The 25,895-nt window shown below is 61.3% G+C and carries 21 protein-coding genes and 1 pseudogene; 11 read left to right on the top strand and 11 right to left on the bottom strand.

Annotated elements, in window-relative coordinates; all coding sequences use genetic code 11:
• Positions 1–82 precede the first annotated feature (82 nt).
• Positions 83–847, top strand: coding sequence for an alpha/beta fold hydrolase (locus KUF55_RS02980; RefSeq protein WP_218817946.1), 765 nt, complete (start codon positions 83–85; stop codon positions 845–847).
• Positions 848–866: 19 nt separating this feature from the next.
• Here the strand turns inward: KUF55_RS02980 and KUF55_RS02975 are convergent, their stop codons facing one another.
• The 7 genes from KUF55_RS02975 to KUF55_RS02945 all read right to left on the bottom strand — a co-directional run bounded on the left by KUF55_RS02975 (position 867) and on the right by KUF55_RS02945 (position 8,331).
• On the bottom strand, positions 867–1,280 hold the full coding sequence (locus KUF55_RS02975; protein WP_218817945.1) for a cupin domain-containing protein: 414 nt from the start codon (positions 1,278–1,280) through the stop codon (positions 867–869).
• Positions 1,281–1,319: 39 nt separating this feature from the next.
• Positions 1,320–2,114 carry an IclR family transcriptional regulator gene (locus KUF55_RS02970; protein WP_218817944.1) on the bottom strand — a complete coding sequence of 265 codons (795 nt, stop codon included), beginning with the start codon at positions 2,112–2,114 and terminating at the stop codon, positions 1,320–1,322.
• An 85-nt stretch (positions 2,115–2,199) separates the two neighbouring features.
• On the bottom strand, positions 2,200–2,658 hold the full coding sequence (locus tag KUF55_RS02965) for a nucleoside deaminase (RefSeq protein ID WP_218817943.1): 459 nt from the start codon (positions 2,656–2,658) through the stop codon (positions 2,200–2,202).
• A 105-nt stretch (positions 2,659–2,763) separates the two neighbouring features.
• Positions 2,764–4,020, bottom strand: coding sequence for an aminopeptidase P family protein (locus KUF55_RS02960; RefSeq protein WP_218817942.1), 1,257 nt, complete (start codon positions 4,018–4,020; stop codon positions 2,764–2,766).
• A gap of 57 nt (positions 4,021–4,077) precedes the next feature.
• Positions 4,078–5,478: an MFS transporter gene (locus KUF55_RS02955; protein ID WP_255557261.1), complete on the bottom strand. Its 1,401-nt coding sequence runs from the start codon at positions 5,476–5,478 to the stop codon at positions 4,078–4,080.
• A 262-nt stretch (positions 5,479–5,740) separates the two neighbouring features.
• Positions 5,741–6,535 (bottom strand): creatininase, encoded by a 795-nt coding sequence (locus KUF55_RS02950; protein ID WP_218817941.1) that lies wholly within the window; start codon positions 6,533–6,535, stop codon positions 5,741–5,743.
• A gap of 212 nt (positions 6,536–6,747) precedes the next feature.
• A complete protein-coding gene (locus tag KUF55_RS02945; protein WP_218817940.1) occupies positions 6,748–8,331 on the bottom strand; it encodes a cytosine permease in 1,584 nt (527 codons plus the stop codon).
• 177 nt (positions 8,332–8,508) lie between these two features.
• Between KUF55_RS02945 and KUF55_RS02940 the strand changes: the two genes are divergently transcribed.
• Both KUF55_RS02940 and KUF55_RS02935 read left to right on the top strand, forming a co-directional pair.
• Positions 8,509–10,011, top strand: a complete 1,503-nt coding sequence (locus KUF55_RS02940) for a PucR family transcriptional regulator ligand-binding domain-containing protein (protein ID WP_218817939.1) — start codon at positions 8,509–8,511, stop codon at positions 10,009–10,011.
• 379 nt (positions 10,012–10,390) lie between these two features.
• Positions 10,391–11,854: a hypothetical protein gene (locus tag KUF55_RS02935; RefSeq protein ID WP_255557260.1), complete on the top strand. Its 1,464-nt coding sequence runs from the start codon at positions 10,391–10,393 to the stop codon at positions 11,852–11,854.
• Between the two features lie 35 nt (positions 11,855–11,889).
• On the opposite strand, the gene KUF55_RS02930 is transcribed toward KUF55_RS02935, so the two are convergent.
• A complete protein-coding gene (locus tag KUF55_RS02930) occupies positions 11,890–12,561 on the bottom strand; it encodes a GntR family transcriptional regulator (protein ID WP_132362323.1) in 672 nt (223 codons plus the stop codon).
• 166 nt (positions 12,562–12,727) lie between these two features.
• Here KUF55_RS02930 and glyA point away from each other — a divergent pair, with 166 nt between their 5' ends.
• The 6 genes and pseudogenes from glyA to purU all read left to right on the top strand — a co-directional run bounded on the left by glyA (position 12,728) and on the right by purU (position 20,206).
• A complete protein-coding gene (gene glyA, locus KUF55_RS02925; protein WP_132362325.1) occupies positions 12,728–14,050 on the top strand; it encodes a serine hydroxymethyltransferase in 1,323 nt (440 codons plus the stop codon).
• A gap of 4 nt (positions 14,051–14,054) precedes the next feature.
• A complete protein-coding gene (locus KUF55_RS02920; protein WP_132362327.1) occupies positions 14,055–15,272 on the top strand; it encodes a sarcosine oxidase subunit beta family protein in 1,218 nt (405 codons plus the stop codon).
• 18 nt (positions 15,273–15,290) lie between these two features.
• A complete protein-coding gene (locus KUF55_RS02915) occupies positions 15,291–15,599 on the top strand; it encodes a sarcosine oxidase subunit delta (RefSeq protein ID WP_132362329.1) in 309 nt (102 codons plus the stop codon).
• The gene (locus KUF55_RS02910) at positions 15,596–18,508 is read left to right on the top strand and encodes a sarcosine oxidase subunit alpha family protein (RefSeq protein WP_218817938.1); all 2,913 of its coding nucleotides are present in this window, start codon (positions 15,596–15,598) and stop codon (positions 18,506–18,508) included. The genes KUF55_RS02915 and KUF55_RS02910 overlap by 4 nt, the downstream gene beginning before the upstream one ends.
• Entirely contained in the window at positions 18,501–19,118 is a 618-nt protein-coding gene (locus KUF55_RS02905; RefSeq protein ID WP_132362333.1) for a sarcosine oxidase subunit gamma, read from the top strand. Before KUF55_RS02910 ends, KUF55_RS02905 begins: the two co-directional genes overlap by 8 nt.
• Positions 19,119–19,340: 222 nt before the next feature.
• Positions 19,341–20,206 (top strand): annotated as a pseudogene (gene purU, locus KUF55_RS02900) (formyltetrahydrofolate deformylase).
• Positions 20,207–20,220: 14 nt separating this feature from the next.
• On the opposite strand, the gene KUF55_RS02895 reads toward purU, so the two are convergent.
• Positions 20,221–21,003 carry a histidine phosphatase family protein gene (locus KUF55_RS02895; RefSeq protein WP_255557259.1) on the bottom strand — a complete coding sequence of 261 codons (783 nt, stop codon included), beginning with the start codon at positions 21,001–21,003 and terminating at the stop codon, positions 20,221–20,223.
• 278 nt (positions 21,004–21,281) lie between these two features.
• Here KUF55_RS02895 and KUF55_RS02890 point away from each other — a divergent pair, with 278 nt between their 5' ends.
• Together KUF55_RS02890 and KUF55_RS02885 are read left to right on the top strand one after the other, a co-directional pair.
• Positions 21,282–22,115 carry a formate/nitrite transporter family protein gene (locus KUF55_RS02890; RefSeq protein ID WP_218817937.1) on the top strand — a complete coding sequence of 278 codons (834 nt, stop codon included), beginning with the start codon at positions 21,282–21,284 and terminating at the stop codon, positions 22,113–22,115.
• A 126-nt stretch (positions 22,116–22,241) separates the two neighbouring features.
• The gene (locus tag KUF55_RS02885; protein WP_218817936.1) at positions 22,242–23,000 is read left to right on the top strand and encodes a MerR family transcriptional regulator; all 759 of its coding nucleotides are present in this window, start codon (positions 22,242–22,244) and stop codon (positions 22,998–23,000) included.
• A 95-nt stretch (positions 23,001–23,095) separates the two neighbouring features.
• Here KUF55_RS02885 and KUF55_RS02880 read toward each other — a convergent pair whose 3' ends face one another.
• Both KUF55_RS02880 and speB read right to left on the bottom strand, forming a co-directional pair.
• Positions 23,096–24,781 (bottom strand): thiamine pyrophosphate-binding protein, encoded by a 1,686-nt coding sequence (locus tag KUF55_RS02880; protein ID WP_132362343.1) that lies wholly within the window; start codon positions 24,779–24,781, stop codon positions 23,096–23,098.
• Entirely contained in the window at positions 24,778–25,782 is a 1,005-nt protein-coding gene (speB, locus tag KUF55_RS02875; protein ID WP_132362345.1) for an agmatinase, read from the bottom strand. The genes KUF55_RS02880 and speB overlap by 4 nt, the downstream gene beginning before the upstream one ends.
• Positions 25,783–25,895 lie beyond the last annotated feature (113 nt).

Here is a 25,895-nt window from a genome sequence, read left to right as displayed (position 1 = left end):
ACTCTGGCCGTGTTAGCGTTCAAAGGTGCATACAGTTGAACGCGGAACAGGGACTCCCCTCTTGCTGATTCATGGATTTTGCGTGGATCATCGGCTGTTGCTGGGACTCGACCCGGTATTTGAATCACATGGGTCATGGCGCCGGATCTACGTCGATCTGCCGGGCATGGGGGCATCGGTGGCTGGAGCCGAAATCCGCAGCACCGACGACGTCGCAGCCGAACTGGTGGCCTTTGTCCGGGCCACGTTCGGAAGCCAAAAATTTGCGGTGCTCGGCAATTCCTTTGGCGGGATGCTCTCCAGACACCTCGTAGCTGAGTTCGGCGATCAAGTCATGGGAATGGCGCTGCTCTGCCCGGTCGTGGTTGCCGATAAGGCTCGCCGAGTCCTGCCACCGGCAACAGTTTTGCAACAGGATTCCGCATTGCTGGCATCTCTGGATCCGGATGAGGCAAGCGCCTACGCGGAGTTAGCTGTTCTGCAGACGCAGGAGAATTGGGCGAGATTCCGTGACAGTGCACTTCCCGGGTTACGTGCCTTTGATCGATCGGTCATCGGCCGGATTGCCGGAAACTATTCGTTGTCATGTGAGCCAGAGGAACGAGTCAGCAATTACACCGGCCCGACGCTCTTCATAACCGGGCGCCAAGATCATGTGGTTGGTTTCGAGGACCAACAGCGGCTGGCTAGTCGTTATGCAGATGCCACCGTGCGAGTGCTCGAGGAAGCGGGCCACAATGCACACCTTGATCAGCCCGAGGCCACCGGTGCGGAGCTAGGACAGTGGTTAAACCGTATTCGGCAAGCAGTTTCAGACCGCACGCCGGGAAGCATCTCGGGCCAATAAACGCCTCGCGCAGCGGTAATCAAGGGGCGGATGAGGCCCGTGCTGCTCGCGCCTTGCCGACGGACCCGAACCGGGAAAAGTCCTTGTCACCTCCCGCTCCCCACACCACTAGAACTCGCAAGAGTTCATCGCCGGTGTTGCGCAGATCGTGTTGGACCCCGGCCGATGCCAGCACACTGTCCCCGATGCTCAGCTCGTGCAGTGTGTCTCCCACGTGCATGCTCGCGCTTCCGGCTAGGACGAGGTAGAACTCTTCAAGTGCCAACTCGTGAGGTTCGTGGGCGTGCATCCCCTCGTACCCGCCGGGTTCAATTTCCCACGTCTGGATCGCGACGGGCATTTTCATCTCATCAACAAAATGGAATTGCATCTTCGTCTCGCTGCCCTCATGCAGCCGGTGCCCAAAGGTGTAAGCACCTCGTGGTTCAAACATCGGAATGCTCCTCACCTTCTGTCGATACGGTTTACGGTCCTAAGCTGCCGATGCGCCCAACCGCGTGCTGATCTTTCGCGCGGTCCTCACACAGGCGGAGCCAAGTTCGGCAAGGTGTTCTTCGGAGACCCGGTAATACGGGGCGGCAATCATCGCACAGGCAACTACGGCTCCGCGATGGTCGAAGATCGGAGCTGCCACCCCGACTTCCTCACTGGAGGTTTCCCCGTGATTGGCCGCGTAACCGACCCTACGCACCATCTCGAGTCGCTTCAGGTAGGCGGCTCGTGCACCAGCAGTATCTTTGGGCAGCACCACGGCTCGGGTTTCCAGCAAGGCCTCTGCACGTGCGGGCTGTTCATGGGCCAAAAAGACCTGCACCGAAGCACTGAGCGCCGTGTTGTACCGACTTCCCATGGCTGAGGTGTGTTTCACCAAATGAATGCTGGCAATCTGCTCTACCGATACCGATTCGGCACCATCCCAGATGGTCAACACCGCGGTTTCACCGGTTTGTGCGGCGAGCTCCTCCAGGAAGGGAAAAGAGGTGCGACGCACATCAAGATTGGCCAGCAGGGGCCCCGCGATCGCGATCAGCCCCAATCCCAACGCATACTTCCGAGTGGCCTCGTCGCGGGCCACGATGCGTTCTTGCTCGAGGGTCGCCAAGATACGCGAAATGCTCGATTTGTGTAGCCCCACCTGAGCGGCGATTTCGGTGACGCCCAACAGCGGGTTCTCCACGGTAAAGCAACGCAACACATCAATGACGTTGACAATCACCGAGGCACCACGTGGCTCGGTGACGGGGGCGGTTGTGGTGGGGGCAGCCATGGGGGCATCTCTCCATCGAGTATTGAGTGCTGGTAGTCGTATTTACTGTTGTACGGTATCGCGCCGCGGCGTTCGCCGAACGCGATTAGTTCTCTTCGACGCCGATGTCTTCATTCCAGAGGCCCGGGTTCTGGGTAATAAACCCCTCCATCAGTGTGGTGGCCCGGGGATCGTCGATGATAACCACCTCGACGCCGCGGGAGCGCAGCAGGTCGAGTTCCCCGGGGAAGTTCTTGTCCTCCCCCACCACCACGCGTTGGATGCCAAAGAGGATGATCGATCCGGAGCACATGGCGCAGGGCGCCAGCGTGGAATACAGCGTGGTTCCGGCGTAGGAGACACGGCGCCCGGCATTGCGTAGCGCGTCGATTTCCCCATGCGCCGTCGGATCCCCGTTTTGCACGCGGCGATTGCGACCGGCGCCCACCAGCAACCCGTTCTCCAAGATGCTCGAGCCAATGGGCACCCCACCCTCGCCGGCACCCAGTCGAGCTTGTTCAAGAGCGATGGCGAATCCGGCGCGGTCTTGTTCATTCACTGTCATGGCGTGGGGCTCAATTCTTCGTCGGGAGGCGACGATCGGATGAAATACAGGGGCGGGTGGAATGCAGACGTGCACTCCACCCGCCCCCATCATGCCAGTTGCACCTTAGCGGTTGATGATGTTGTTTTCCGGACCGAAGCCGAACTTGGTGATGTTCTCCACCCCGCCGTCCTCACCGATGACCAGGATGTCGTGCTCGCGGTAGCCGCCGGCCCCCGGTTCTCCGTCCGCAATGGTGACCATCGGTTCCATGGAAACCACCATGCCCGGCTCCAGCACCGTATCGATGTCCTCACGCAGCTCCAGACCGGCCTCGCGGCCGTAGTAGTGCGAGAGCACACCGAAGGAGTGGCCGTAACCGAAGGTGCGGTTGGGTAGCAGCCCGTGGCCGATGAAGATCTCATTGAGCTCCGCGGCGATGTCCTTGCAGACGGCGCCGGGCTTGATGAGCTCCAGGCCGCGCTTGTGCACCTCGACGTTGGCGTTCCACACCTGCAGTGAGCGCTCGTCCGGCTCACCGAGGAACAGGGTGCGCTCCAGCGCGGTGTAGTAACCGCTGGTCATGGGGAAGCAGTTCAGCGAGAGAATGTCCCCACGCTCAAGCTTCCGGGTGGTGGCCCAGTTGTGCGCGCCGTCGGTATTGATGCCGGACTGGAACCAGACCCAGGTGTCGCGCACCTCGCGGTGCGGGAAGGTCTTGGCGATTTCGTGCACCATGGCCTCGGTGCCGATCAGCGCGACCTCATACTCGGTGATGCCCTCGCGGATGGCGGCCTTGATGGCTTCGCCGCCAATGTCGCCGATCCGTGCACCATGCTTGATGACCTCGATCTCCTCGGCGGACTTGATCATGCGCTGGCGCATGGCGGCCTGTGAGACATCCACCAGGGCCGCACCGGGGAACGTATCGGCGATGGTCTGACGGGTCAGCGTCGGCAGGGCGTCATCTTCGACCCCGAGGCGCGCAGCCTTCACGCCGTTGCGCTTCAGCGCCTCCTGCAATCCGAAGTAGAAGTTGTCGCGCTTCCAGTCGGTGTAGACAATGTTGTCGCCGTAGCTGGTGCGCCACGGCATGCCGGCGTCGATATTGGCGGTAATGGTTGTTGAGCTGTCAGCGGTAACCACCAACGCGTAGTTACGACCGAAGGTGGTGTACAAGAAATCGGAGTAGTACTTGATGCCGTGGTAGCTGGTCAGAATGACCGCGTCCAGGTCGTTGGCGGCCATGATCTTTCGCAGGCCAGAGAGGCGGCGTTCGAATTCGGTGTCCGAGAAGGTCAGCTGCTGCTTCGTACCGTTGTGCAGGGTCTTGAGTCGCTCGAGTTCGGAAACATTCGTGGCGGTGGCCGATGCAATGGTCATGGTGTACTCCTTTGTGGTGATGATGTTGTGTATTGAATGGGGAAAGTTGGGGTGCGCCTAAGCCAAGGCTTTTTTGCTGGTCTCTACCGAACAGGCGACGGCTATCAGCGAGATGACTGCCGCGGCCATGAGGTACCACCCCGGCGCCAGCAGGCTGCCCGAGGTTGCGATCAGCAGTGTGGCGACAAACGGGGCGGTGCCGCCGAACAGTGCGTTGGAGAGGTTGAAAGACACCGCGAATCCGGAGTAACGGACCCGGGTGGGGAACATCTCCGCCAGGTAACTGGGCAGGGTTCCGTCGTTGAGGCTGAGCATGCCGCCCAGCAGGATCTGCACGAGCAGGATGACCACGAAATTGCCCGTATCAAGGAGCATGAAAGCCGGAACCGTGAGCACCACGAAGAGGATCGATGCGCTCATCAGAACCTTCTTACGCCCGAATCGGTCCGAGAGCATTCCCACCACGAAGATGAAGCCGATGTATGTCACCAGCGCCACCGTGGTGGCCACATAGGATGCAGTTTCATCCAAACCCAGTTCTTGGGAAAGATAGGTGGGCATGTAGCTGAGGATGACGTAGAAGCCCACGGCGTTGAGAAGCACCGCACCGACTGCCTGCAGCAGCTGGCGCCAGTGGTTCTTGAACAGCGTGCTGACCGGAGCCTTGACGGCTTGATCCTCCTTGGCCAATTCCTTGAAGACCGGAGAGTCCTCGAGCTTGGTGCGGATGTAGCGTCCAATCAGGCCCATGGGTGCTGCCAACAGGAACGGAAGGCGCCAGCCCCATGACTGCATTTGCTCCGGTTCCAGCAACCCGGTCAGCAGTGCGGCCAGTAGCGAACCGAGCAACAGCCCGGCGGCGGTACTGGCAGGGACAACCGCGGCGTAAAGACCTCGACGATTGGCTGGCGCATATTCGACAAGGAATGCCGAAGCTCCTGCATATTCGCCAGAGGCCGAGAATCCTTGGACCACGCGAACGATGAGCAACAGGATCGGAGCCCAGACGCCGATGGTCGCGTAGGACGGAATCAGCGCAATACAGAACGTTGCGGCCGACATAATCAGGATCGACCAGGACAGCGCCTCACGGCGGCCGATCCTGTCGCCCAAATGGCCCCAAACGAATCCACCCAAGGGGCGAACCAGGAACGAAATCGCAAAGAGTGCGAAGGTGAGCATCAATCCGGTCTGCGGATCGGACTCCGGGAAGAAGACCGCCGTGATGGTGACGGCGAGGTAGCCGTACACCGCGTAGTCGAACCATTCCACGAAGTTGCCAATGAAGCTTGCTGCAACCACCTTGGTGCGGGTCTTCTTGCCGATCCCGGCGGGGTCTGGCCGTGTCTGGCCACTGAGCGTGGGTCCCAGATCGTGGGCCGGCTCATTGGTGAGAGCGGTCGCGGCGGAACGCGTGTTGGCGTCATTATTGCCCGCGGGGTTGTTGCGTTGATTCATGGGGAACCTCAGGTTTTTTGAGGAGTTGCATTGACTGCAACGCTGTTGCAACAACTGTATTTGTGTCCAGCGTCACTGTCAAGGGTCATCCTTGCTTGCGCCTCTCCTGCGCCAATTGGCGTTAAACAGCACGGGTGCCCGGTTCACCCGGGCACCCGCATCAACTCTGATTCGCCGCTTGCAGTTTCAAGGACTGGTCGCACTTTCACACGCCTCGCCACCGTTCAATTCTCGACGAACCGCAACGCCCCGGAAAGGTCCCTCAGCCGGCCGCCAGTGATTCCACCGACAGCCTGTACTCGGCGTCGATGGCCCCAGCCACCCCGTTGGTTACGGCATCCAGGAGCAGCTGTCCGCGTTCGGCGCTGGCGCCGATCGGCGAAGAGAGGCATCCGCTGGCGGGGGTACGTGCAGGGTCCTCGGGAAACACGTCATAGGACTTCAATTGCGCCGGCGGATGGTTGACGGCACGGGACATGTCGACCTTCTCCGGATGCAGCAGCAACATGAGCGAGGTTTCGAGCACCCCTCCATGCTCAATGTCCCAGCCCAGGAATCCGTCGGGGAAGACTTTCTCCAGGGTTTCCTCATCCACGAAGTCCCAGTAGGAAAGCAACATGGCCCTCGCATCCAGCCCGGCCGACCGGGCACTGCCCACCGCAATCTCCAGTCCCTCGTACACAAATTGATAGTTTTCAAAATGGCCGTTGAGGATAACGACCTTGGTGAACCCCTGGGCAATGAATGACCTGGCAACGTCCTCCACCTGGCCGATGAGCGTTGAACCGCTCAGGCTCGTGGTGCCGATCCGATGATTGCCTCCGCCGGAGCGCGGCTGCGACTTGTACCCATAGGAAAAGGTCGGCGCAACTAGGGCACCGAGCTTCCCGGCCACGACCCCGGCAATGGCGCGCGAGAGCATGGCGTCGACACCGAGCGGCATATGCGGACCATGTTGTTCGGTGGCGCCGGTGGGAATGATGACCGTTGCGTGGGGCTGGGTTACGTAGGCGGCATAGGTTTCCGCATCGATATCTTCCAGAAAGACCGACTGCATCGAGGTGCTCCTTATGATGTTGACGCGTGGCGTCCGGTCGGGGAATCGCCACTCGCGCCGTTCGATTTAAGGGGGAATGGTTGAGAAAAACAGTTGCCGTGAACGCGGCCCTGCCGCATCGACCGTGTCGGCAGTCTGGCTCGTCCACGGAATATGGGTGCGGGTCCCGTGGCGAATATTCCGCCACGGGACCCTGTTGAACCCTTTGATTGCTATGAGCCGATCGTGTTCTTTCCGGATGCCTCGTTGACGGCCGTTTCCACGCCGTCGATCCGCTGCTCGGCGAGCAGGAACTCGGCACTGCCGTGCTGGCGGATGAATTCCGCGTCCGTGCAGTTGATCTTCAGGCCCAACGGCACACCCTCTTCGATGCGGGACTTGAAACGGCGCAGACCCAGTGCGTAGTACAGCCCCGCGCTGGTGGCGGTTCCCGCCAACCAAGAGAAATCGATGCCACCCACAGCGGTGGCGATCGGACCCTGGAGCGCTGGAATCGAACCGTACATGCACATCCAGGTCATGAAGATGCCGCCGGCGAAGGCAATGAATGCCGCGGGGTTGATGGACTTGAGTTTGGTCGACTTCGGATCAAGGAACAGGTAGGAGAAGTCCTTATGACGGCGTTCGAAGACGAAGTAGTGCACCGCCATAATGCCGCCCCAGGTGGCAACCCAGGCCGCAATGGCAATGATCCAGTTGTGCAGGACCTCGGCGAAATCGTGGGCGAAGAGGAAGGCGATGACTGCACCCATAGCCAACACTCCGACCAGGAGGGAGAGCTTCTTGCGAGATATGTTGATATCCAGTGCCTGCGTTGCAACACCGAAGGTGTACATGTTGATGATGTTGGTTGCGATCGGCCCGTGGATGACCAGCAGAATCACCGGGATCGAGAGGGTACCAAAAGACTCGACGATCAGCTGCCCGGGGTCCGCGGTGCCGTTCTTGGTAGCAAGGCTGGCACCAAGAATGCCGAGCCAAACGACCGGGAGGAACTGTCCCAGGACGCTAACGACATACAGCTTGCTCGGCTTAATGCGCTTAGAGACGAAGCGGGAGTAATCCGGGGCATACGTGAACCAGCCGATCCCCCAGCCAATGCCGATGGCCGTCATGATTGAGGACATTGCGGCGATGCGCGGCATGCCGGTGAGCACTTCGCCGACCGGACCCTGATAGCTCCAATCGATGTCCAGCTGGGTCCAGGCCAGGATCGACATAGCAATCAGCACGATGATGGTTGGCGGCATGGTGATGCGTTCGAAGCGGGCAATGGCCTTGTAGCCGCGGTAGCAGATGGCCACCTGGATCGACATGATGACTGCCGCTGTCGAAATCTTCCACAGCAGGTTTGCTGACGTCGGATCAACCCAGCCGATCATCCCAAACAGCGCCATGATCAAATCCAAAATTACCCAGGTGTTCACGGCGGACCACCCAATGGCAATGACCGCTTGAATGGCCGCCGGCAGGTAAGCACCGCGACGACCAAAGGCACCGCGCGCCAACAGCATGCCGGTGGCTCCGGTCTTCTGGCCCAGGATGACAAAGAATCCGAAACCCAGCATGCCGATGACGTTTCCCGCAATCAGAACTGTCAGTGTATCGGCAAGCCCTAATCCAAGGTGGATGCCCAAGGCGCCAAGGATCCAGTTGATGGGAGCAACGTTGGCCCCAGCCCAGATCCAGAATTGCCCGGAAAGTTTGGTAGTCCTGGCGGATTCAGGAATTGGTTGCAGGGAATCCTCGACCTCGTGGGTCACGCTTTCAGATGAGCTGGCTACATCTCTACTCATTGGTTCACTCTTTTCAGATGGAATTTCAACGCTAGAACTTATCCACCAGCCTAGAAGTGATATGCACCACTAGGTACACTCGAAATGTATATTTCTGATCCTCATTCAGTGACAGAGTGTCACTAGTCGGATTATTTGAAAACCAATCATCTGCCGGTTCCTCGCAAGGAGACATTCATGCTGCTCCCTCTTAAAGATGTACTGGCGACGCCACTTTTTATGAAGGCGTGCCCTCGAGTCCTAGCGGGGGCCGAACAAATTGAGCATGTTGGGGTGCGGTGGGTTCATTCCAGCGAGGTCCTCGAGATCGCACCCCTGCTACGTGGTGAGGAACTATTACTCACCGGCGGTCAGACTCTTTTGGCACTGAAGCCCGAGGCGCAGGTCCTCTACGTCCACAGCCTGGCAGCGCGCAGAGTCGCAGCCCTTGCCATCGACACCGTGGGAAGTAGCCGGAAAATTTCTCCCGAGCTTATCCGCGCCGCGCAGGTAACTGGCTTGCCGCTGGTTGAGCTTCGTGCCACGGTGCCATTCGTGGAGCTAGCGGAGATGATCAACCGCAGTATCGTCTCCGCACAGGCACTAGCGCTGCAGAGGGCAGATGAAATCTCCCAACTCCTCGCCCAGAGAATCGCAACGTCCGGTCCCAATCTATCCCCACTCATTGCACTCATTGCTGACGCATTGGGGGTGAACACTCTATTGGTTGACGTGGGTGGCATTACTCTGGCCAGCAGCCACAGCATTCCTGATGGCGAAGTGGTCCACGAGGTAATTTCTGACATCTTTGTCAGCGACGTTTTGGCCGCACGGCTACACTTCGGAAGTCGGCATGAAGCCGAGCACGAGCTGTTGACCACGGTGGCCGAACGGCTCGGGAGCATCCTGGCTCTAGCCTTGTCCCAGTATCACCGGCCCACTCAATCACAAATCGCAGATTCGGCACTGATGCAGGCCATCATCCGAAATTCTGGTGTTAGTGAGATCAAAGAGCTATGCAGCCAAGTGGGGCTCGCGGTGGGAATTCCCGTCGCAGTTGTGATCTTCCGAGGCGTTGAGTTGGGACGGATGCGCAGTGCACTGGAACGAATTCTGCGGCGGAATTGTCCAGAGATTAAAACCTACCTCGATGCCGACTACCTCTATGGACTAATTCCACTTGGCGGTCCTTCCCCCAATCAAGAACGACGCAAAGTGTTGGCGGGGCTCCGTCAGGAAATCGGAACGGTTGCAGTCCAAGGTGTCTTAGGGCCGTGGGCACCGGATGCCGCCCATGGGGCGTGGTCCCTTCAAGAGGCTTTCCTGACCGAGCGGTTGACCTTGCCAACTCCCGAATCCGGGGGTTTACGCGACAGTGGGGATCTGGTTCTGGAACGCCTCAGCGTTCGGGAACTGGGACGCAAGGGAGTTGAGCTATTTGTCCAAGAAAACCTCTCCGATTTGATTGCCCACGACCAGATGCGTGTTGGAGACCTTGTGGCAACCCTCGAGACGTGGCTCTCCTCGGGATGCAATTCAACCGCAGCGGCGGCCACCCTGTTTATGGAACGTCAGACACTGCATAAGCGACTGAATAAGATTTTTGATCTTCTAGGTGGAGATCCACGCCGTACCTCGCGACTCGCCGCCCTGCATTTGGCCACAAAATTGGCCAGATCAAACGCGGCCGAGAACAACTAACCCTGTGTCTTCGCAGCTGCCATCAATCGACTCAAAGAGATATCGACAAAAGGAACGGGCGTTTCTAGAACTAAGGCGCCTCCAGTCCAGGCTTCAGGGCGTTGTCACCGATAAACGCAACGCACAGCACAGCACGAGAAGTAACCGTTGAAGAGACAACGCAGAGACGAGCGCCGACCACGTCACCTTCATTCATAGGTCCTTGAGGTGCCGACGGCGCGAAACGATACCCGGCCGGAAACTTATGAGCGAGATAATGGTCGACTATGCCTTTGCAGCGCGCAACGCGCCCCTTTGGTAATAAATCCGAACTATGGAAGTTTTTCGTGACAGTATTGCTGGAAATTGCTTAAGCCCTAGCCAGATTGAGAATCTCCTCTTGAAACGCGCCGCAGTTATTGCCCTTTTCATCGCTCTTGCCGTCCTGTCGTTACCGCTACTGGACCCGCTAACCCGCGCGAGATTCTTCACTGGGATAGTTTTCGGTGGCGGGCTGGCCCTCACGCTGCTCGTCGCCGGAGTACTCGTTGCACTCGGTGGACAGATCTCCAAGAAGCGGGGCATTCGCACGATCGGGGTGCTGGCAGTCGTCGCCTCCGCACCGCTGGCCTTGGCCGCCAGCTGGAACGCCGACGTTTACCTGCGCAACACGGTGACGGTGGTTTCACCCGAGCAGGAACTTTTGCCAGAGACGGGCCTGCGCGCACCATATCTTGTGGCAGAGCGACAGGCGTCCTCAAATAGCTCCGGAACCGTGGGTGACATTACCGGTACCACGTACCTTGCCGGCGATGACACCTACGCGACTCTTGTTGAGCGCCGAGGATGGTTGGGACCGGGGTACGAAACCATGATTGTTCAGCAGCTGGCGCTGACGGGACAGGCAACCGGCGAGCGTTGCGATTTTGCTCCCGAGGCCAATAAGCGCATGAATGGGGTGTTTGCCAACAGCCTCACACGCGCCATCGCAGGTATTGACACCTCGCTCATCGCCAAGGAAGCAGATACCTGGGGATATTGCGATAACGGAACGCCCAAGATCGTTGTTCCGGTCACCAAGCTCGAAAACTGGATCGCCCCGCACGACGTTCCTGCGGGCGTGGTGATTTACAACGGAAGCACCGATACCCTGGAGCTCAAGCCGGAGATCGCTTCGGGAGAACTGCCAGGTCCGGCCGTTTCAATTTCGCAGTCTCGTCGCGTGAATGCCTCGCTGTCCACGCTCAATGGTGGCTGGTGGAGCACCAAAATTCTGAAGTCCACCGGCATTACCGACGAACCTAAGGATGAAGACGACACCAATCTGGGAAGTCACTCGAATTTCTCCTTGAAATACGGTGAACAACAGTTCGGGTTCTTCTCTCCGTTCACCTCGCGTGCCTCATCACGCACCATCGACCACGTTGCGGTCTTGGACAGCTCGCGGGTGAGTGCCGGGGCCAACGCCATTGCGACGCTTCACACGATGCAGACCCCTCGCCAGTCAAATGCGGCAACAGCGGACAAGATTAAGTCCGACTATTCTTCGCTGAGCGACTGGGCCACGGGCATGAGTGTCATGGAAATTGTGCCGGGCGGCGAAGGGGTGTGGCACGCAAGCATCGGGCAGAAGCAGAACGTTAACTACCGTGTGCAGCTTAATGCCGACGGTTCATCGTGCCTGCTCACCGCAACGGGCAATAAATTACGCTGCTCCAATGATGCCCAACAGGACCCGGACACCACGCCAGAGGGAAACACCGGCAGCGGACTCGTTGACCCAACGACGCTCACCAATGACCAGCTCAAGACGCTACATGAGGCGATCGTGAAGGAACTCCACGCGCGTATCACGGCCGAATAGTCGGCGTTCAGGATCCCCCGCGCGCGGACATTCGATTAGAGGACGGCGCGAATCGTCTGTTCAAAACTGGTGATGTGTTCCAGCGCCAGGGCGCCAGCCTTCTCGGACTCACCGGCAACAATGGCCTCGAGCAGGTCAATGTGCTCTTCGATGTGCCCTTCAATCGTTGGAACCTTGTCCAGCACGAGGCACCAAATGCGCGTGGCCAGATTGTCCAGCCGGATCAGCGCCTCTTCGAGGTGCGGATTTCCCGCGGCTCGATAGATGAGCCGATGAACGCTGAGGTCGTATTCCATCAAGCCACGCTTGTCCACGTTCCGTTCACCGAGCCGCGCGATATCGCGGGCCAAGTCGCTGAGCGCGGTGCGGTCGCTTTCCGAGGCATTAAGTGCCGCCTTGCGAGCGGCCAGCGGCTCGAGGGAGCGTCGAAGTTCGGAGACATCCGCGAGTTCGGTGATGTCAACGATGGTGGCGAAGGTTCCCCGGCGCGGATACGAAACAACCAGGTGATCGATCTCTAAACGCTTGAGCGCTTCGCGTACGGGGGTGCGCCCCACCCCGAGTTCTAGGGAAAGTTGTCCGTCGTTGATCGGTTCCCCGGGACGAATGTCCAGCATGATCAGGCGGTCACGGATGTCCCGATAGGCCTGCTCGGCCAGGGAAATAGGCGCGCCCAGAACCTCCGGGCTTGCGGAGATGATACTCATGCGGAGGTTTCCTTCACTGTGTCTAGGGGTCGGAATCACTGTAGTTCGCTCGGCGTCGAGACTTATTTGAGGGGGCTATTGACACCGTGTGATCCCCATCATAGCATTGCACTCAGTTCTGATATATCAATCATCAACAACTTGTACTTCAAGGAGTGAATGCTGGATGACGGCCCTGAACACCACACTTGTCGAGTCAACGCTAACCGAGAGCATTAACACCCTGGATCCGGAGATTGCGGAGCGGATCGACGCCGAACTGGCTCGCCAGCAGCGTGGCCTGGAAATGATCGCCTCGGAGAACCACACGGCCCTGGCCGTGATGCAGGCGCAGGGTTCGGTGCTGACCAACAAGTACGCCGAGGGATACCCGGGACGCCGCTACTACGGTGGCTGCGAAGAGGTCGACGTGGTGGAAACCCTGGCCCTCGAGCGGGTCAAAGCCCTCTTCGGTGCCGAATACGCGAACGTGCAGCCGCACTCCGGCGCCCAGGCTAACGCCTCGGTGATGCACGCGCTGATCCGTCCGGGTGACACCATCATGGGCCTGAACCTGGCGCACGGTGGTCACCTGACCCACGGCATGAAGATCAACTTCTCCGGCCGCCTCTACAACATCGTCCCGTACGGCGTGGAAGAGGACACCCTGGTGGTGGACATGGACAAGGTCGAAGCCCTGGCCATTGAGCACTCCCCGAAGATGATTGTTGCCGGCTGGTCCGCGTACCCGCGGCAGTTGGACTTCGAACGCTTCCGTGCGATTGCCGACAAGGTCGGTGCGTACCTGTTTGTGGACATGGCTCACTTCGCCGGGTTGGTTGCCGCCGGGCTGCACCCCTCACCGGTGCCGCACGCTCACGTGGTGTCCTCCACCACGCATAAGACGCTGGCCGGTCCGCGTGGCGGGATCATCCTGACCAACGATGCGGATATCGCCAAGAAGATTAATTCTGCGGTGTTCCCCGGTCAGCAGGGTGGCCCGTTGGAGCATGTGATTGCCGGTAAGGCCGTGGCGTTTAAGATCGCCGCGTCCGAGGAGTTCAAGGATCGTCAGGTCCGTACGCTGGCCGGTGCGCACATTCTGGCCGAGCGTTTGGGTGCTCCGGATGTTGCTGCGGTCGGCATTTCGGTGCTTACCGGTGGCACCGATGTGCACCTGGTGCTGGTGGATTTGCGTCATTCGGAGCTGGATGGGCAGCAGGGTGAAGATCTGTTGGCGAAGGTCGAGATCACGGTGAACCGTAATGCGGTTCCCTTTGATCCGCGTCCGCCGATGGTCACCTCGGGGTTGCGTATTGGCACCCCGGCACTGGCGACCCGTGGTTTCTCCGAGGCAGCGTTTGTGGAGGTCGCGGACATCATTGCCGAGACCCTCATCGCTGGCACGCAGGAGAACAACGAGGCTACCCTCGCGGCCCTGAAGGACCGTGTGCATGCCCTGGCGAACGCCCACCCGCTGTACCCGAACCTCGCCCCGATTGGAGCATAGGACCATGGCTGATGTTCTCCCCGAGCACCCCGATTTCCTCTGGCGCAACCCCGATCCCAAGTCCTCCTACGATGCGGTCATCGTCGGTGGCGGCGGGCATGGCTTGGCCACCGCCTACTACCTGGCCAAAAACCACGGCATGACAAATATCGCCGTGCTCGAGCGCGGCTGGCTGGCCGGCGGCAACATGGCCCGCAATACCACCATCATTCGCTCCAACTACCTGTGGGATGAATCCGCCGGCATCTACGAGCACTCCCTGAAGCTCTGGGAGCAACTGCCCGAGGAACTGGAATACGACTTCCTCTTCTCCCAGCGCGGGGTCATGAACCTCGCCCACACCCTGGGCGACGTGCGTGAATCGATGCGCCGGGTCGGGGCCAACCAGCTCAACGGCGTCGACGCCGAATGGATCACCCCCGAGCAGGTCAAGGAACTGTGCCCGATCATCAACATCGGGGACGACATCCGCTACCCGGTATTGGGTGCTACCTACCAACCGCGTGCGGGCATCGCCAAGCACGACCATGTCGCCTGGGCCTTCGCCCGAAAGTGTGACGAAATGGGCGTGGACATCATCCAGAACTGCGAAGTCACCGGATTTATCAAGGACGGCAACAGGGTCACCGGCGTCAAGACCAACCGCGGCACCATCAATGCCGGCAAGGTCGCCCTATGCGGGGCCGGGCATTCCTCGGTACTCGCCGAGCAGGCCGGATTCGACCTGCCCATCCAGTCCCACCCACTGCAGGCACTGGTCTCCGAACTGCACGAACCGGTCCACCCGACGGTGGTCATGTCCAACCACGTGCACGTCTACGTCTCCCAGGCACACAAGGGCGAATTGGTCATGGGCGCGGGCATCGACAGCTACAACGGCTACGGTCAGCGCGGCGCCTTCCACGTGATCGAGGAACAGATGGCAGCTGCCGTGGAACTCTTCCCGATCTTCGCCCGGGCGCATGTTTTGCGTACCTGGGGCGGCATCGTGGACACCACCATGGATGCCTCCCCGATCGTCTCCAAGACCCCGATCGACCAGCTCTATGTGAACTGTGGTTGGGGAACCGGCGGATTCAAGGGCACCCCGGGTGCCGGTTTCACCTTCGCCCACACCATCGCCACCGACGAACCGCACCCGCTTAATGCTGCATTCTCCATCGAGCGCTTCGAAACCGGCCACCTCATCGACGAACACGGCGCCGCAGCCGTGGCCCACTAGAGACGGGAACCACAGAACATGATGCTCATCGAATGCCCCTGGTGTGGGCCCCGAAACGAGACCGAATACCACTACGGCGGCCAGGCCCACGTGGCCTACCCCGAAGATCCGGCAAGCCTCAGCGACAAGGAATGGTCGCACTACCTGTTTTACCGGCAGAACCCCAAGGGGCTCTTCGCCGAACGCTGGGTGCACTCCAGCGGCTGCCGCCGCTGGTTCAACGCGGTGCGCGACACCGTGAGCTATGAATTCAAGGCCGTCTACAAGCCCGGCGAGCCACAACCCATCAAGACCACCAACGCCCCGGCACAGGGAGGAACCAAGTGAGCCCCACCTCTTCGCACCGACTCGGCGCCGACGTTACAACCTCGGCCCGCATCGACCGCACCCGCGCGCTGACCTTCACCGTGGACGGCACCTCCTACACCGGCTTTGCCGGGGACACCGTCGCCTCGGCCATGCTGGGAGCCGGAGTGCGGGCCTGCGGCGACTCGCTGTACCTGGGGCGCCCCCGCGGCATCGTCTCGGCCGGCGTCGAAGAATCCAACGCGCTGGTCAAGATCGGCGCCCGCTGGGCCGGACACGTGAACGAATCAATGCTGCCTGCCACCACGGTGGAACTCACCGACGGCATGGACGTATCCCTGTTGCAGGGGCTGGGTCAGCTGGATCCACGCACCGATTCGGCCATCTACGACCGCAAGCACGTGCACACCGATGTGCTCATCATCGGAGCGGGTCCCGCCGGGCTGGCCGCGGCCCGCGAGGCAGCGGCCTCCGGTGCCCGCGTCATCCTCATCGACGAGCAGCCCGAGGCAGGCGGTTCGCTGCTTTCGGCCTCCAAAGAGAGCATCGACGGGAAGCCCGCAGCACAGTGGATCGCCGAGACCCGCGAGGCGCTGGACGGTGCCGAGGAGTTCACCTACCTCTCACGCAGCACCGCCTTTGGTAGCTATGACGCCAACTACTTTGTTGCCCTCCAGCGCCGCACCGATCACCTGAGTGGGGAGGTGGGCGCGGGGGTTTCCCGCGAACGCATCTGGCACATCCGAGCCAAGCAGGTGGTGTTGGCCACCGGCGCGCACGAACGCCCGCTGGTCTTTGAGAACAACGACCGCCCGGGCATCATGATGGCCGGCGCCGCCCGCACCTACCTGAACCGCTACGGCGTACAGGTGGGCAGCAACATCGTCGTGGCCACCACCAACGACTCGGCCTACGCCCTGGTTGAGGACCTACTGGCCACCGGCACCACCGCGGTTGCCGTGGTTGATGCACGCTCCGAACCCTCGATCCGCGCCACCGAGGTTTCGGCCCGCGGCGTGCGCATCATCCTGGGTTCGGTCATCGCCGACACCACCGCCGGGCCCGACGGGTCCCTGGCCTCGGTGAGCGTCAGCGGCATCGATGCCGCCGGTGTACTGACCGGGGACCCCGAGATAATCGAGACAGAGGTATTGGCCGTCTCCGGCGGCTGGAACCCGGTGGTGCACCTGCACTCCCAGCGCGAACGCCGGCTGGGCTGGAACGAAGCGATCTCCGCCTTTATCCCGGCACACCCGGTGGCCAACCAGCAAACCGCCGGTGCGATGAATGGTCGCTTCGAGCTGGCCTCCGCATTGGCCGAAGGCGCCCGCGCCGGGGCCGACGCAGCCACCGCCGCAGGATTCAGCACCACCGCCACGGTGCCCAGCGCACCGGTGGAAACCCCCGGTGAGTCCCGCGCGCTGTGGCTGGTGCCATCCCTGGCCGGCGAATCGGCAGACTACAAGAACCACTTCGTGGACTTCCAGCGCGACCAGACGGTCGCGGACGTGCTGCGGTCCACCGGTGCGGGCATGCGCTCGGTGGAGCACGTGAAGCGCTACACCTCCATCTCCACCGCGAACGATCAGGGCAAGACCAGCGGGGTCAATGCCATCGGCGTGATCGCCGCCGCCCTGGGCACCACCGACGTGGCGGGCATCGGCACCACCGCGTTCCGTGCTCCCTACACCCCGGTGGCCTTCGCGGCGCTGGCCGGGCGCGAACGCGGGGAGCTCTTTGACCCGGCCCGGCTGACCAGCATGCACCCGTGGCATGTGGACCGCGGTGCTCTGTTCGAGGACGTCGGACAGTGGAAGCGTCCCTGGTACTACCCGTTGGCGGGCGAAGACATGGACACCGCGGTCTACCGCGAGTCCAAGGCGGTGCGCGATTCGGTGGGCTTCATGGACGCCAGCACCCTGGGCAAGATCGAGATCCGCGGGAAGGATGCCGGCGAATTCCTGAACCGCATGTACACCAACGCGTTCAAGAAACTTAAGCCCGGGCTGGCCCGCTACGGGCTCATGTGCGGAGCGGACGGCATGATCTTCGACGACGGGGTGACGCTGCGCCTGGACGAGGACCGGTTCTTCATGACCACCACCACCGGCGGTGCCGCCAAGGTACTGGACTGGTTGGAGGAATGGCTGCAGACCGAATGGCCGGAACTCGACGTGAAGTGCACCTCGGTCACCGAGCAGGTTTCGACCGTCGCCGTGGTGGGACCCAAATCCCGCGCCGTGCTGGCCAAGCTCGCCCCGGAGCTGGACCTGGACAATGAGTCCTTCCCGTTTATGGCCTTCAAGGAGACCGTGCTGGCCTCGGGTATCGCCGCCCGGGTCTGCCGCATCTCCTTCTCCGGCGAACTCGCCTACGAGATCAACGTGCCGTCCTGGTACGGCCTGAAGGTCTGGGAGGACGTGGCTGCGGCCGGGGAGGAATTCAACATCACCCCCTACGGCACCGAAACCATGCACGTACTGCGCGCCGAAAAGGGCTTCATCATCGTCGGGCAGGACACCGACGGCACGGTGACCCCGCAGGACGCCTCGATGGAATGGGTCGTCTCCAAGGTCAAGGACTTTGTGGGCAAGCGTTCCTTCGACCGTGTGGACAACCAGCGCGAGGACCGCAAGCAACTGGTCACCGTGCTGCCGGCGGACAAGTCGTTCCGCCTGCCCGAGGGCACCCAGCTGGTGAATGCCGGAACCCCCATCACCCCGGAAATTGCTCCGGTGAAGATGCAGGGTTATGTCACCTCCAGCTACCACTCCCCCGCGCTGGGCCGCAGCTTCGCCATGGCGCTCATAACCAATGGCCGAAACCGCATCGGCGAGGAACTGCAGGCGTACGTCGATGGCAAGCTGGTCGACGTCGTCGTGGGCGAAACCGTACTTTTTGATTCCGAAGGGAGCCGTCGAGATGGCTGAGCAGGTTTTGACCGATATTTCCGTATTGCGCACCAGCCCGTTGGCGCACCTCGAATCCGCGCTTGAACAGGGCGCGGTGCTAGGTGAGCGGGGCGTGAGCGTTCGCGAGATCGCCTTCATGACCCAGATCGGCCTGCGCGCCGAGCCGGGAACCGAGGCCCACGCGGCCTTGGCCGCGACCACCGGTGTGGGCCTACCCGCAGCGGTGGGCCAAGTCGCAGGGAATGCAGATGGCACAGCGGTGCTGTGGAACGGCCCGGACGAATTCTTATTGGTGGCACCGGATGGCACCGAGCTGCTTGACGACTTGCTTCGGGCGCTGGGACAGGCCCCGGGTCAGGTCGTAGACCTCTCGGCCAACCGGACGCTCATCGAGCTGGCGGGCCCCAGCGCCCGGCTCGTGCTGGAGAAGGGCTGCCCGGCGGACCTACATCCGCGCAGCTTCGGGGTGGGAACCGCAATCACCACGGTGCTCGGCCCGGTGCCAGTACTGTTGTGGAAGAGCGCCGAAGACACCTTCCGGTTGCTTCCGCGGGCATCCTTCGCCGACTACACCGCACGCTGGCTGCTTGACGCGATGGCGGAATTTGCTTCCGATCCCATCGTTTAGCCCCAGTTCCACTGCACCAAGACAGTGGGCGGCCTGTGCCGAGCATCGCGTCGGGCCGCCCACTAATATGGAAATAAGCACCATCGGGAGGAAAATCGTCTCACCAAATCCGGTGAGCGGCTGCTCCCATGCCCATAAAATGTTGTTGCGGATAGATGGCTATCCACTTTTATCGCGGCCCACTGTGGCTTGCCCCTTCACGGATCTAACGGAGTGCCACACATGGAAATCCACAATGAAATTGAACATGTTCTCACTGTCGCCTGCCCAGAACGACCGGGCATCGTCCACGCTGTTACCGGGTTCCTCCTTGCACAGGGTCGTGACATCGTCGAGCTTAAGCATTTCGGTGACCGTCGGGCCGGACAGTTTTTTATGCGCGTTGATGTTGCCGGGAGCGATGATCCCGAACTGACCGAGCGCATGCGCGCCGAATTTGCGCCCCTGGCCGAGGAATACGGCATCACCTGGACGCTGAATCCCAAGGGCACCAAGAAGCGCGTGCTGATCATGGTCTCCAAGTTCGACCACTGCCTCAATGACCTGCTGCACCGGGCACGGTTGGGCGAACTGCCCATCGACGTGGTGGCCGTGGTCTCCAACCACACCGACCACCAGGGCCTCGCCGAATGGCACAACGTGCCCTTCTTCCACGTGCCAGTCACCGCGGAGACCAAGCCGGTCGCCGAGGCCAAGCTGCTCGAGCTCATCAACCAGTTCGACGTGGAACTGGTGGTGCTGGCCCGCTACATGCAGGTGCTCAGCGACGATCTTAGCCGCAAGCTCACCGGCAAAACGATCAACATCCACCACTCCTTCCTGCCGTCCTTCAAGGGCGCCAAGCCGTACCACCAGGCCTGGGACCGTGGGGTCAAGACCGTGGGCGCGACAGCTCACTACGTCAACGCCGAGCTCGACGAGGGACCAATCATCTCCCAGCAGGTCCAGGACGTCGACCACACCTACTCCCCGCGGATCTGGTGGCCGCCGGGCGCGACACCGAATGCAAGGCACTGTCCAACGCGGTGAAGTGGCACGCCGAGGGACGCGTGTTCCTCTACGACAACCGCACGGTGGTGCTGCGCTAGCAGCGGCGCACGAATCAGCTTTCCGGCTTCGGGCCGGCGGGATCCTTTTCAGGGTCCCGCCGGCCCGAAGCTTTTTGGTCGACCATGCGGGCTTGGCGATGCCCGCGAAATGTTCTTCCCCTGTCTACCGCATCAGTCCCGCGCCAGAACCTCGGCGGCCGCGCCATCAGCGGCCGCATCCGCCAGCCCGGGTCCCCCAGGGCCTGTTCCTGCCAGCTCTCGGCACGCCAGTTCCCCGGAGTTCCCTCCACCACAACGACACCGGTATTGGAAACGGCGTTCAGGGTGGCAAATCCCTCGGGGAGATTTCCGCATCGGGCTCCTGCCCAGGCCCGGATCATGGCCCCGTGTGTCACCAGGACCGCGGTGCCGATGCCCGAGGCCACGACCTCGCTTACAACGTCGTCGAACCTCCCTAGGACCGCCATCCCATCCTCTCCGGCTCCGGTGACCATGGTCTCCAGCACCCCATCGGCCCACCCCAGCGTGACCGAGAGGTACGTCTCGATGGAGGCCTCATCATTGGCCATCTCCAAGTCGCCGGCCGAAATTTCCCGCAGCCCGGCACGCACAATTACCTCAAGGCCCAGCGCTACCGCGAGCGGCGCGGCCGTCTGTTGGGTGCGACGTAGCGTGGAGGCGTAAATCGCCTCGATGTTGGCGCCGGCCAAGGCTGCCGGCAGCGCCTGGGCCTGTTCGCGACCGAGGTCGGTGAGGCTCGCGCCCGGCGCTGCGGTGTCCAGATGGCGTCCGGTGTTCGAGGTGGTCTGGCCGTGTCGAATGAGGATAAGTCGCATGAGCACCATCGTCCCAGTGACGCAGAAGTTGCAACGAATTGGTGTCACGGAATCTTCTTACACAGGCGACACTCATTCGACGGGCGCATGCCGTTGTTGCGTGCGCTCGGGAACACGGCGTGCCACAGATCAACGAAAGATAGTTTTTTGCCAGTTGCCCTTTCGGCGGGCTGATATGGACGATTCCGCGAAGTGATGCCATTCTTTGATCACTGAGGTCCTTCACTCGCGGATCCGGCTGAAACCTCGATGACTCGACGCTGTGGAAGGTTGGAACGATGACTGATGATGCACGTCGACGACAGCTAGGAGATAACAGTGCCCCGGTGGAGGAGGAGATTGAGGAAGCCTTCGACCGTATCGTCGAAGAGGGAGCCCAACGTCTGTCCCGTTCCTGGACCACGGTTCTGGTGACGGGAACCTTCGGCGGACTGGAGGTCGGCGTCGGCATCATGGCCTATTTGGCGGTCATGCACGAAACCCACAACTACCTGCTGGCGGGGCTCGCCTTCGGCATCGGGATGATCGCCTTGTTGTTGGCCAAGAGCGAGCTGTTCACCGAGGGTTTTCTGGTGCCGATCACCGCGGTGGTCGCCAAGGAAGCCAGTGTGAGCCAGCTGCTCAAGCTCTGGGGCGGCACACTGGTGATGAACCTGGTGGGCGGATGGGTGTTCATGTGGATTGTGGTGCAGGCTTTTCCTCAATGGAAGCCCGAGCTGGAATCATCCGCGCTGCACTTTGTGGAGGCTGGATTCACGCCGCAATCGATGTGTTTAGCCATATTGGCGGGAAGCACCATCACCCTAATGACTCGCATGCAACTGGGAACCGACTCGGATGTAGCGAAGATGGCCGTCGCCGTCGCCGATGGGTTCCTGCTCGTGGGGCTGCAACTGTTCCATTCGGTCCTTGACTCGTTCTTTATTTTTGGCGCGATCCATGCCGGGGTGCAGTTGGACTACCTAGATTGGCTGGGCTGGTTTGGCTATGCGCTACTGTTCAACATTCTCGGAGGATTGCTGCTGGTCACGGTCTTGCGGTTGGTGCGCAATAAGGATCTGATTCGCGAACGCCGGGAGAAGGCGCCAGCGGATCCCGAGGCGGCCCGCTAAGTCTTTCGGCGCGGTGTCGGCACCGCGGCGGACCGATCATGGAATACTCTCGGGCCCAGGCACCCGGTCAAGCAGGAGTCGGCGAACGTTGACATTGACGCAGCGTCAAGCTTTATCGTTGGCTCCATGGAACGTTCGATTCAACAGGTTGCCAAGCTCGCAGGCACCACCAGCCGCACGCTGCGCCACTACGACGACATCGGCCTGTTGCCACCCAGCAGGATCGGGCACAACGGTTACAGGTACTACGACGAATCCACCCTCATCCGGCTCCAGCGCGTCCTACTGCTGCGCGAGTTGGGACTCGGCTTGCCGCAGATAGCCCAGATCATCGAGGTCCAAACGGGTGAGGCTTCGGCATTAACAACTCATCTGTCCCTGTTGCGTGCCGAACAGCAGCGTTTGGCACGGCAGATTACCGCCGTTCAGCACACCATCAACTCATTGCAAGGAAAAGGAAAGCTCATGGCCGAGGACATGTTTGACGGTTTTGACCACACGGTCCATCAGGAGGAAGTTGAACAGCGCTGGGGCAAGGACGCCTACGCGCGTTCGGACTCCTGGTGGCGTGGGTTGGGCAAGGACGGACAGGCTCAATGGAAGCGCCAACTCCAGGAACTGAATAGTGACTGGATGGCCGCGGCCAAGGACCCAGCGATCTCCCCGGATTCACCGCAGGCCCAGGATCTGGCAGCGCGCCATGTTCAGTGGTTAACCAGCATCCCGGGAACCCCCGCGGGCTCTGCGGACGGCACCAAGGCCTATGTCCTCGGTCTGGCAGAGATGTATGTTGCCGACGAGCGCTTCGCCGTGAACTACGGCGGGAGTGAGGGCGCATCGTTTGTACGCGACGCCCTGAAGGCCCACGTCACGAGGATGCCTTAACGAGGTGGAGTCGCGCGCAACGTTAAGCGCAAAAGCCTCGGGCCCTGAGGACGATTGATATCGTCCTCAGGGCCCGAGGCTTCATGGGGGTGTGGCTACTCCAGATGCGTGGGGGCAAACATTTTCAGCAACGTCTGGACCACCACCACGTTGGGGCCCTGGGCGCTGAATGATTCGCTCAGCGCAGCTCCCACGTTTTCTGGCTCCACGTACCGGGCGGGAATTCCGAAGGACTGCGCCAGGGCCACGAAGTCTGGCCGCGCCAGCTCGGTGGCAGTGGCCTTGCCGAAGGCACCGACCATGTATTCGCGCAGAATTCCGTAGCCACCGTCATCAACGATCAGCCAGGTGACAGGTGCGTTGTGTTGCTTGGCGGTGGCCAGTTCGGCAATTGAGTACATGGCCGATCCGTCACCGGAAACGGCCAGCACACGAGCCTGCGCCGGGGTCTTACCGGCGACCTGAAGGCCCAAGGCCCCGCCGATGGCCGAGGGGAAGCCGAAGCCGAGTCCACCGGCTCCCTGTGCGGAATGGAATTCACCCTGCCGGGCATCCCAGCAGCTCCAACCCCAGTAGGCGGAAATCGTCATATCCCAGAACGTCTGCATGTAATCGGGCACAGCGGCGCGGATGTCGGCCATGAAGGTGCGTTCCTTGGCCAGGTCCTGGGTGTCAAGCCGTGCCATGACCTTGGCCAAGGTCTCGGCAACAACGTTTTCCGGGCTGTGTCCGTGCCAGTCCGCCGCGACGGCGCCTTCGAAGGTTCCCAGTGCTTCGCCCAGGTATTCCAGGGCAGCCTTCGCATCGGCTCGAATGCCCAGGGCCGGACGGTTGGATTCGAGGACCCGCGGTTCGGCATCAATCTGGATCAGGTGCCCGCGCGGTTCAAGGGTGAAGTAGTTGCTGGTGACCTCGCCGAGGGCCGAACCCACAACGATCAGCACGTCGGCGTCTTCGAGAACCTCGGTCACATGCCGGTCCTCGACCCATGATTGCAGGGACAGCGGATGATTCCAGGGGAAGGCGCCGTTGCCTCCGGGCGAGCACACCACCGGTGCGCCCAGGGCCTCGGCCACGGCCAGTAATGCGTCCTTGGCCCCGGCCCGGCGCACTCCTCCGCCGGCCACGATCACCGGGCGGCTGGCCTCGGCCAGCCAGCGCACCGCCTCGTTAATAAGCTCAAGGCGCGGCGGGTGTTCATAGGCCTCGGCCAGGGCATCAACAACCGGCGGCACCAAAACCGGTGCCAGCAGCACGTCCTGCGGAACTTCAACCCAGACCGGACCTTGCGGGACGGTGATCGCGTCGGCCCAGGCATCCTGGATGGCCGATGGAATCCCCGAGGCGTGGTGCACGGTGCGTTGAGACTTGGTGACGTTGGCGGCCGAGGCCTTCTGATCATCAAGCTGATGCAGCATGCCCTTGCGCCTGGCGCCAAGTCCGTCCAGCGGGATCTGACTGGCCACCACCACCATGGGCACACTCGTGGCATAGGCTTCCTGAAGCCCGGCCAGAGAGGTCAGCGCACCGGGGCCGGTGGAAAGGAAGAGCACTCCCACCTCGCCGGTGGCACGAGAATAGCCGTCTGCTGCGAAGGCCGAGTTGTTCTCCACTCGCGAGGAAACGAAGTGCAGCTTTGAGCGGGAAAGCGCGTCAAAAAGACCCAGTGCGTGCTGCCCGGGGATGCCAAAAACCGTGGTGGATCCCAGTGCTTCAAGCGTCTCGATGACCAGATCCCCGCCATTGCGTTGCGCAGCTTCTGGCTGATTCACCTGGCTCATGCCTCGTTCGCTAGGTCTTTGGCGCGCTGGTCGCTGGCGCGCTTATCAGCAATTAATGAGATGAGGTCGTAGGCGACGTGCGATGCGGCGACGCCGGTCATCTCGGCGTGGTCGTAGGCCGGTGAAACCTCCACGATGTCCGCGCCGACAATGTTCAGTCCGCGCAGACCGCGGATAATCTCGAGCAGCTCGCGGCTGGTGATGCCTCCGGCTTCGGGAGTTCCGGTGCCCGGAGCGTGGGCGGGGTCGAGCACATCGATATCTACCGAGATGTAGAGCGGACGGTTACCGATCCGGTCGCGCAGCTTGTCAACGATTTCTCGCACGCCTTGGTAGTAGACATCCGAGCTGGTGACGATGCCGAAGCCGAAGCGTTTGTCGTCTTCGAGGTCTTTCTTGCCGTAGAGCGGGCCACGGGTTCCTACGTGGGAGATCGCTTCGGTATCGAGAATGCCCTCTTCCACCGCGCGGCGGAAGGGGGTGCCGTGGGTGTATTCGGCTCCGAAATAGGTATCCCAGGTGTCCAGGTGCGCGTCGAAGTGCAGCATGGCCACCGGCGCTCCGGCGCGTTCGCTGGCCGCACGGAGCAGGGGTAGGGCAATGGTGTGGTCTCCACCCAGGGTCACCAAGCTGGCGCCGTCGGCGGTGAGATCCAGCGCGTTTTGCTGGATGGTTTCGATGGCTTCGTTGATGTTAAACGGGTTCACGGCCATGTCTCCGGCGTCGGCCACCTGGGCCACGGCGAAGGGCGAGACATTCAGCGCCGGGTTGTAGGGGCGCAGCAACCTGGATGATTCGCGGATGTGGGTGGATCCGAAACGCGCCCCCGGGCGGTAGGAAACACCGGAGTCAAAAGGAACACCCACAAGTTTAATGTCGGCCGCAGTTACCTGGTCAAGGCGCGGGAGCCGTGCGTAGGTTCCCAGCCCCGCGTAGCGCGGGATCTGCGAGGCATCAATCGGGCCGATGTTTCCGTTTTCTTCAACACGGATTTCTTGCACGTTTTGCTCCCTAGGGGTTTCCGGCTTCGGCGTGAACCGAACAGTGATTGTTGCTTCACATGAAACAACTGTTGCCCTACATGCTATTTGTGGTGTCGCTTACAGTCAAGATC

This window comes from Paeniglutamicibacter sp. Y32M11, assembly GCF_019285735.1.
Classification (GTDB): Bacteria; Actinomycetota; Actinomycetes; order Actinomycetales; family Micrococcaceae; genus Paeniglutamicibacter.
This window is presented reverse-complemented; position numbering and strand designations above follow the sequence as displayed.

Excerpts from the sequence above, each read along its gene's own strand:
- KUF55_RS02975 (WP_218817945.1), bottom strand. The coding sequence starts at position 1,280 with ATGTTTGAACCACGAGGTGCTTACACCTTTGGGCACCGGCTGCATGAG.
- KUF55_RS02970 (WP_218817944.1), bottom strand. The coding sequence starts at position 2,114 with ATGGCTGCCCCCACCACAACCGCCCCCGTCACCGAGCCACGTGGTGCC.
- KUF55_RS02965 (WP_218817943.1), bottom strand. The coding sequence starts at position 2,658 with ATGACAGTGAATGAACAAGACCGCGCCGGATTCGCCATCGCTCTTGAA.
- KUF55_RS02960 (WP_218817942.1), bottom strand. The coding sequence starts at position 4,020 with ATGACCATTGCATCGGCCACCGCCACGAATGTTTCCGAACTCGAGCGA.
- KUF55_RS02955 (WP_255557261.1), bottom strand. The coding sequence starts at position 5,478 with ATGAATCAACGCAACAACCCCGCGGGCAATAATGACGCCAACACGCGT.
- KUF55_RS02950 (WP_218817941.1), bottom strand. The coding sequence starts at position 6,535 with ATGCAGTCGGTCTTTCTGGAAGATATCGATGCGGAAACCTATGCCGCC.
- KUF55_RS02945 (WP_218817940.1), bottom strand. The coding sequence starts at position 8,331 with ATGAGTAGAGATGTAGCCAGCTCATCTGAAAGCGTGACCCACGAGGTC.
- KUF55_RS02940 (WP_218817939.1), top strand. The coding sequence starts at position 8,509 with ATGCTGCTCCCTCTTAAAGATGTACTGGCGACGCCACTTTTTATGAAG.
- KUF55_RS02930 (WP_132362323.1), bottom strand. The coding sequence starts at position 12,561 with ATGAGTATCATCTCCGCAAGCCCGGAGGTTCTGGGCGCGCCTATTTCC.
- glyA (WP_132362325.1), top strand. The coding sequence starts at position 12,728 with ATGACGGCCCTGAACACCACACTTGTCGAGTCAACGCTAACCGAGAGC.
- KUF55_RS02920 (WP_132362327.1), top strand. The coding sequence starts at position 14,055 with ATGGCTGATGTTCTCCCCGAGCACCCCGATTTCCTCTGGCGCAACCCC.
- KUF55_RS02915 (WP_132362329.1), top strand. The coding sequence starts at position 15,291 with ATGATGCTCATCGAATGCCCCTGGTGTGGGCCCCGAAACGAGACCGAA.
- KUF55_RS02905 (WP_132362333.1), top strand. The coding sequence starts at position 18,501 with ATGGCTGAGCAGGTTTTGACCGATATTTCCGTATTGCGCACCAGCCCG.
- KUF55_RS02895 (WP_255557259.1), bottom strand. The coding sequence starts at position 21,003 with ATGCGACTTATCCTCATTCGACACGGCCAGACCACCTCGAACACCGGA.
- KUF55_RS02890 (WP_218817937.1), top strand. The coding sequence starts at position 21,282 with ATGACTGATGATGCACGTCGACGACAGCTAGGAGATAACAGTGCCCCG.
- KUF55_RS02885 (WP_218817936.1), top strand. The coding sequence starts at position 22,242 with ATGGAACGTTCGATTCAACAGGTTGCCAAGCTCGCAGGCACCACCAGC.
- KUF55_RS02880 (WP_132362343.1), bottom strand. The coding sequence starts at position 24,781 with ATGAGCCAGGTGAATCAGCCAGAAGCTGCGCAACGCAATGGCGGGGAT.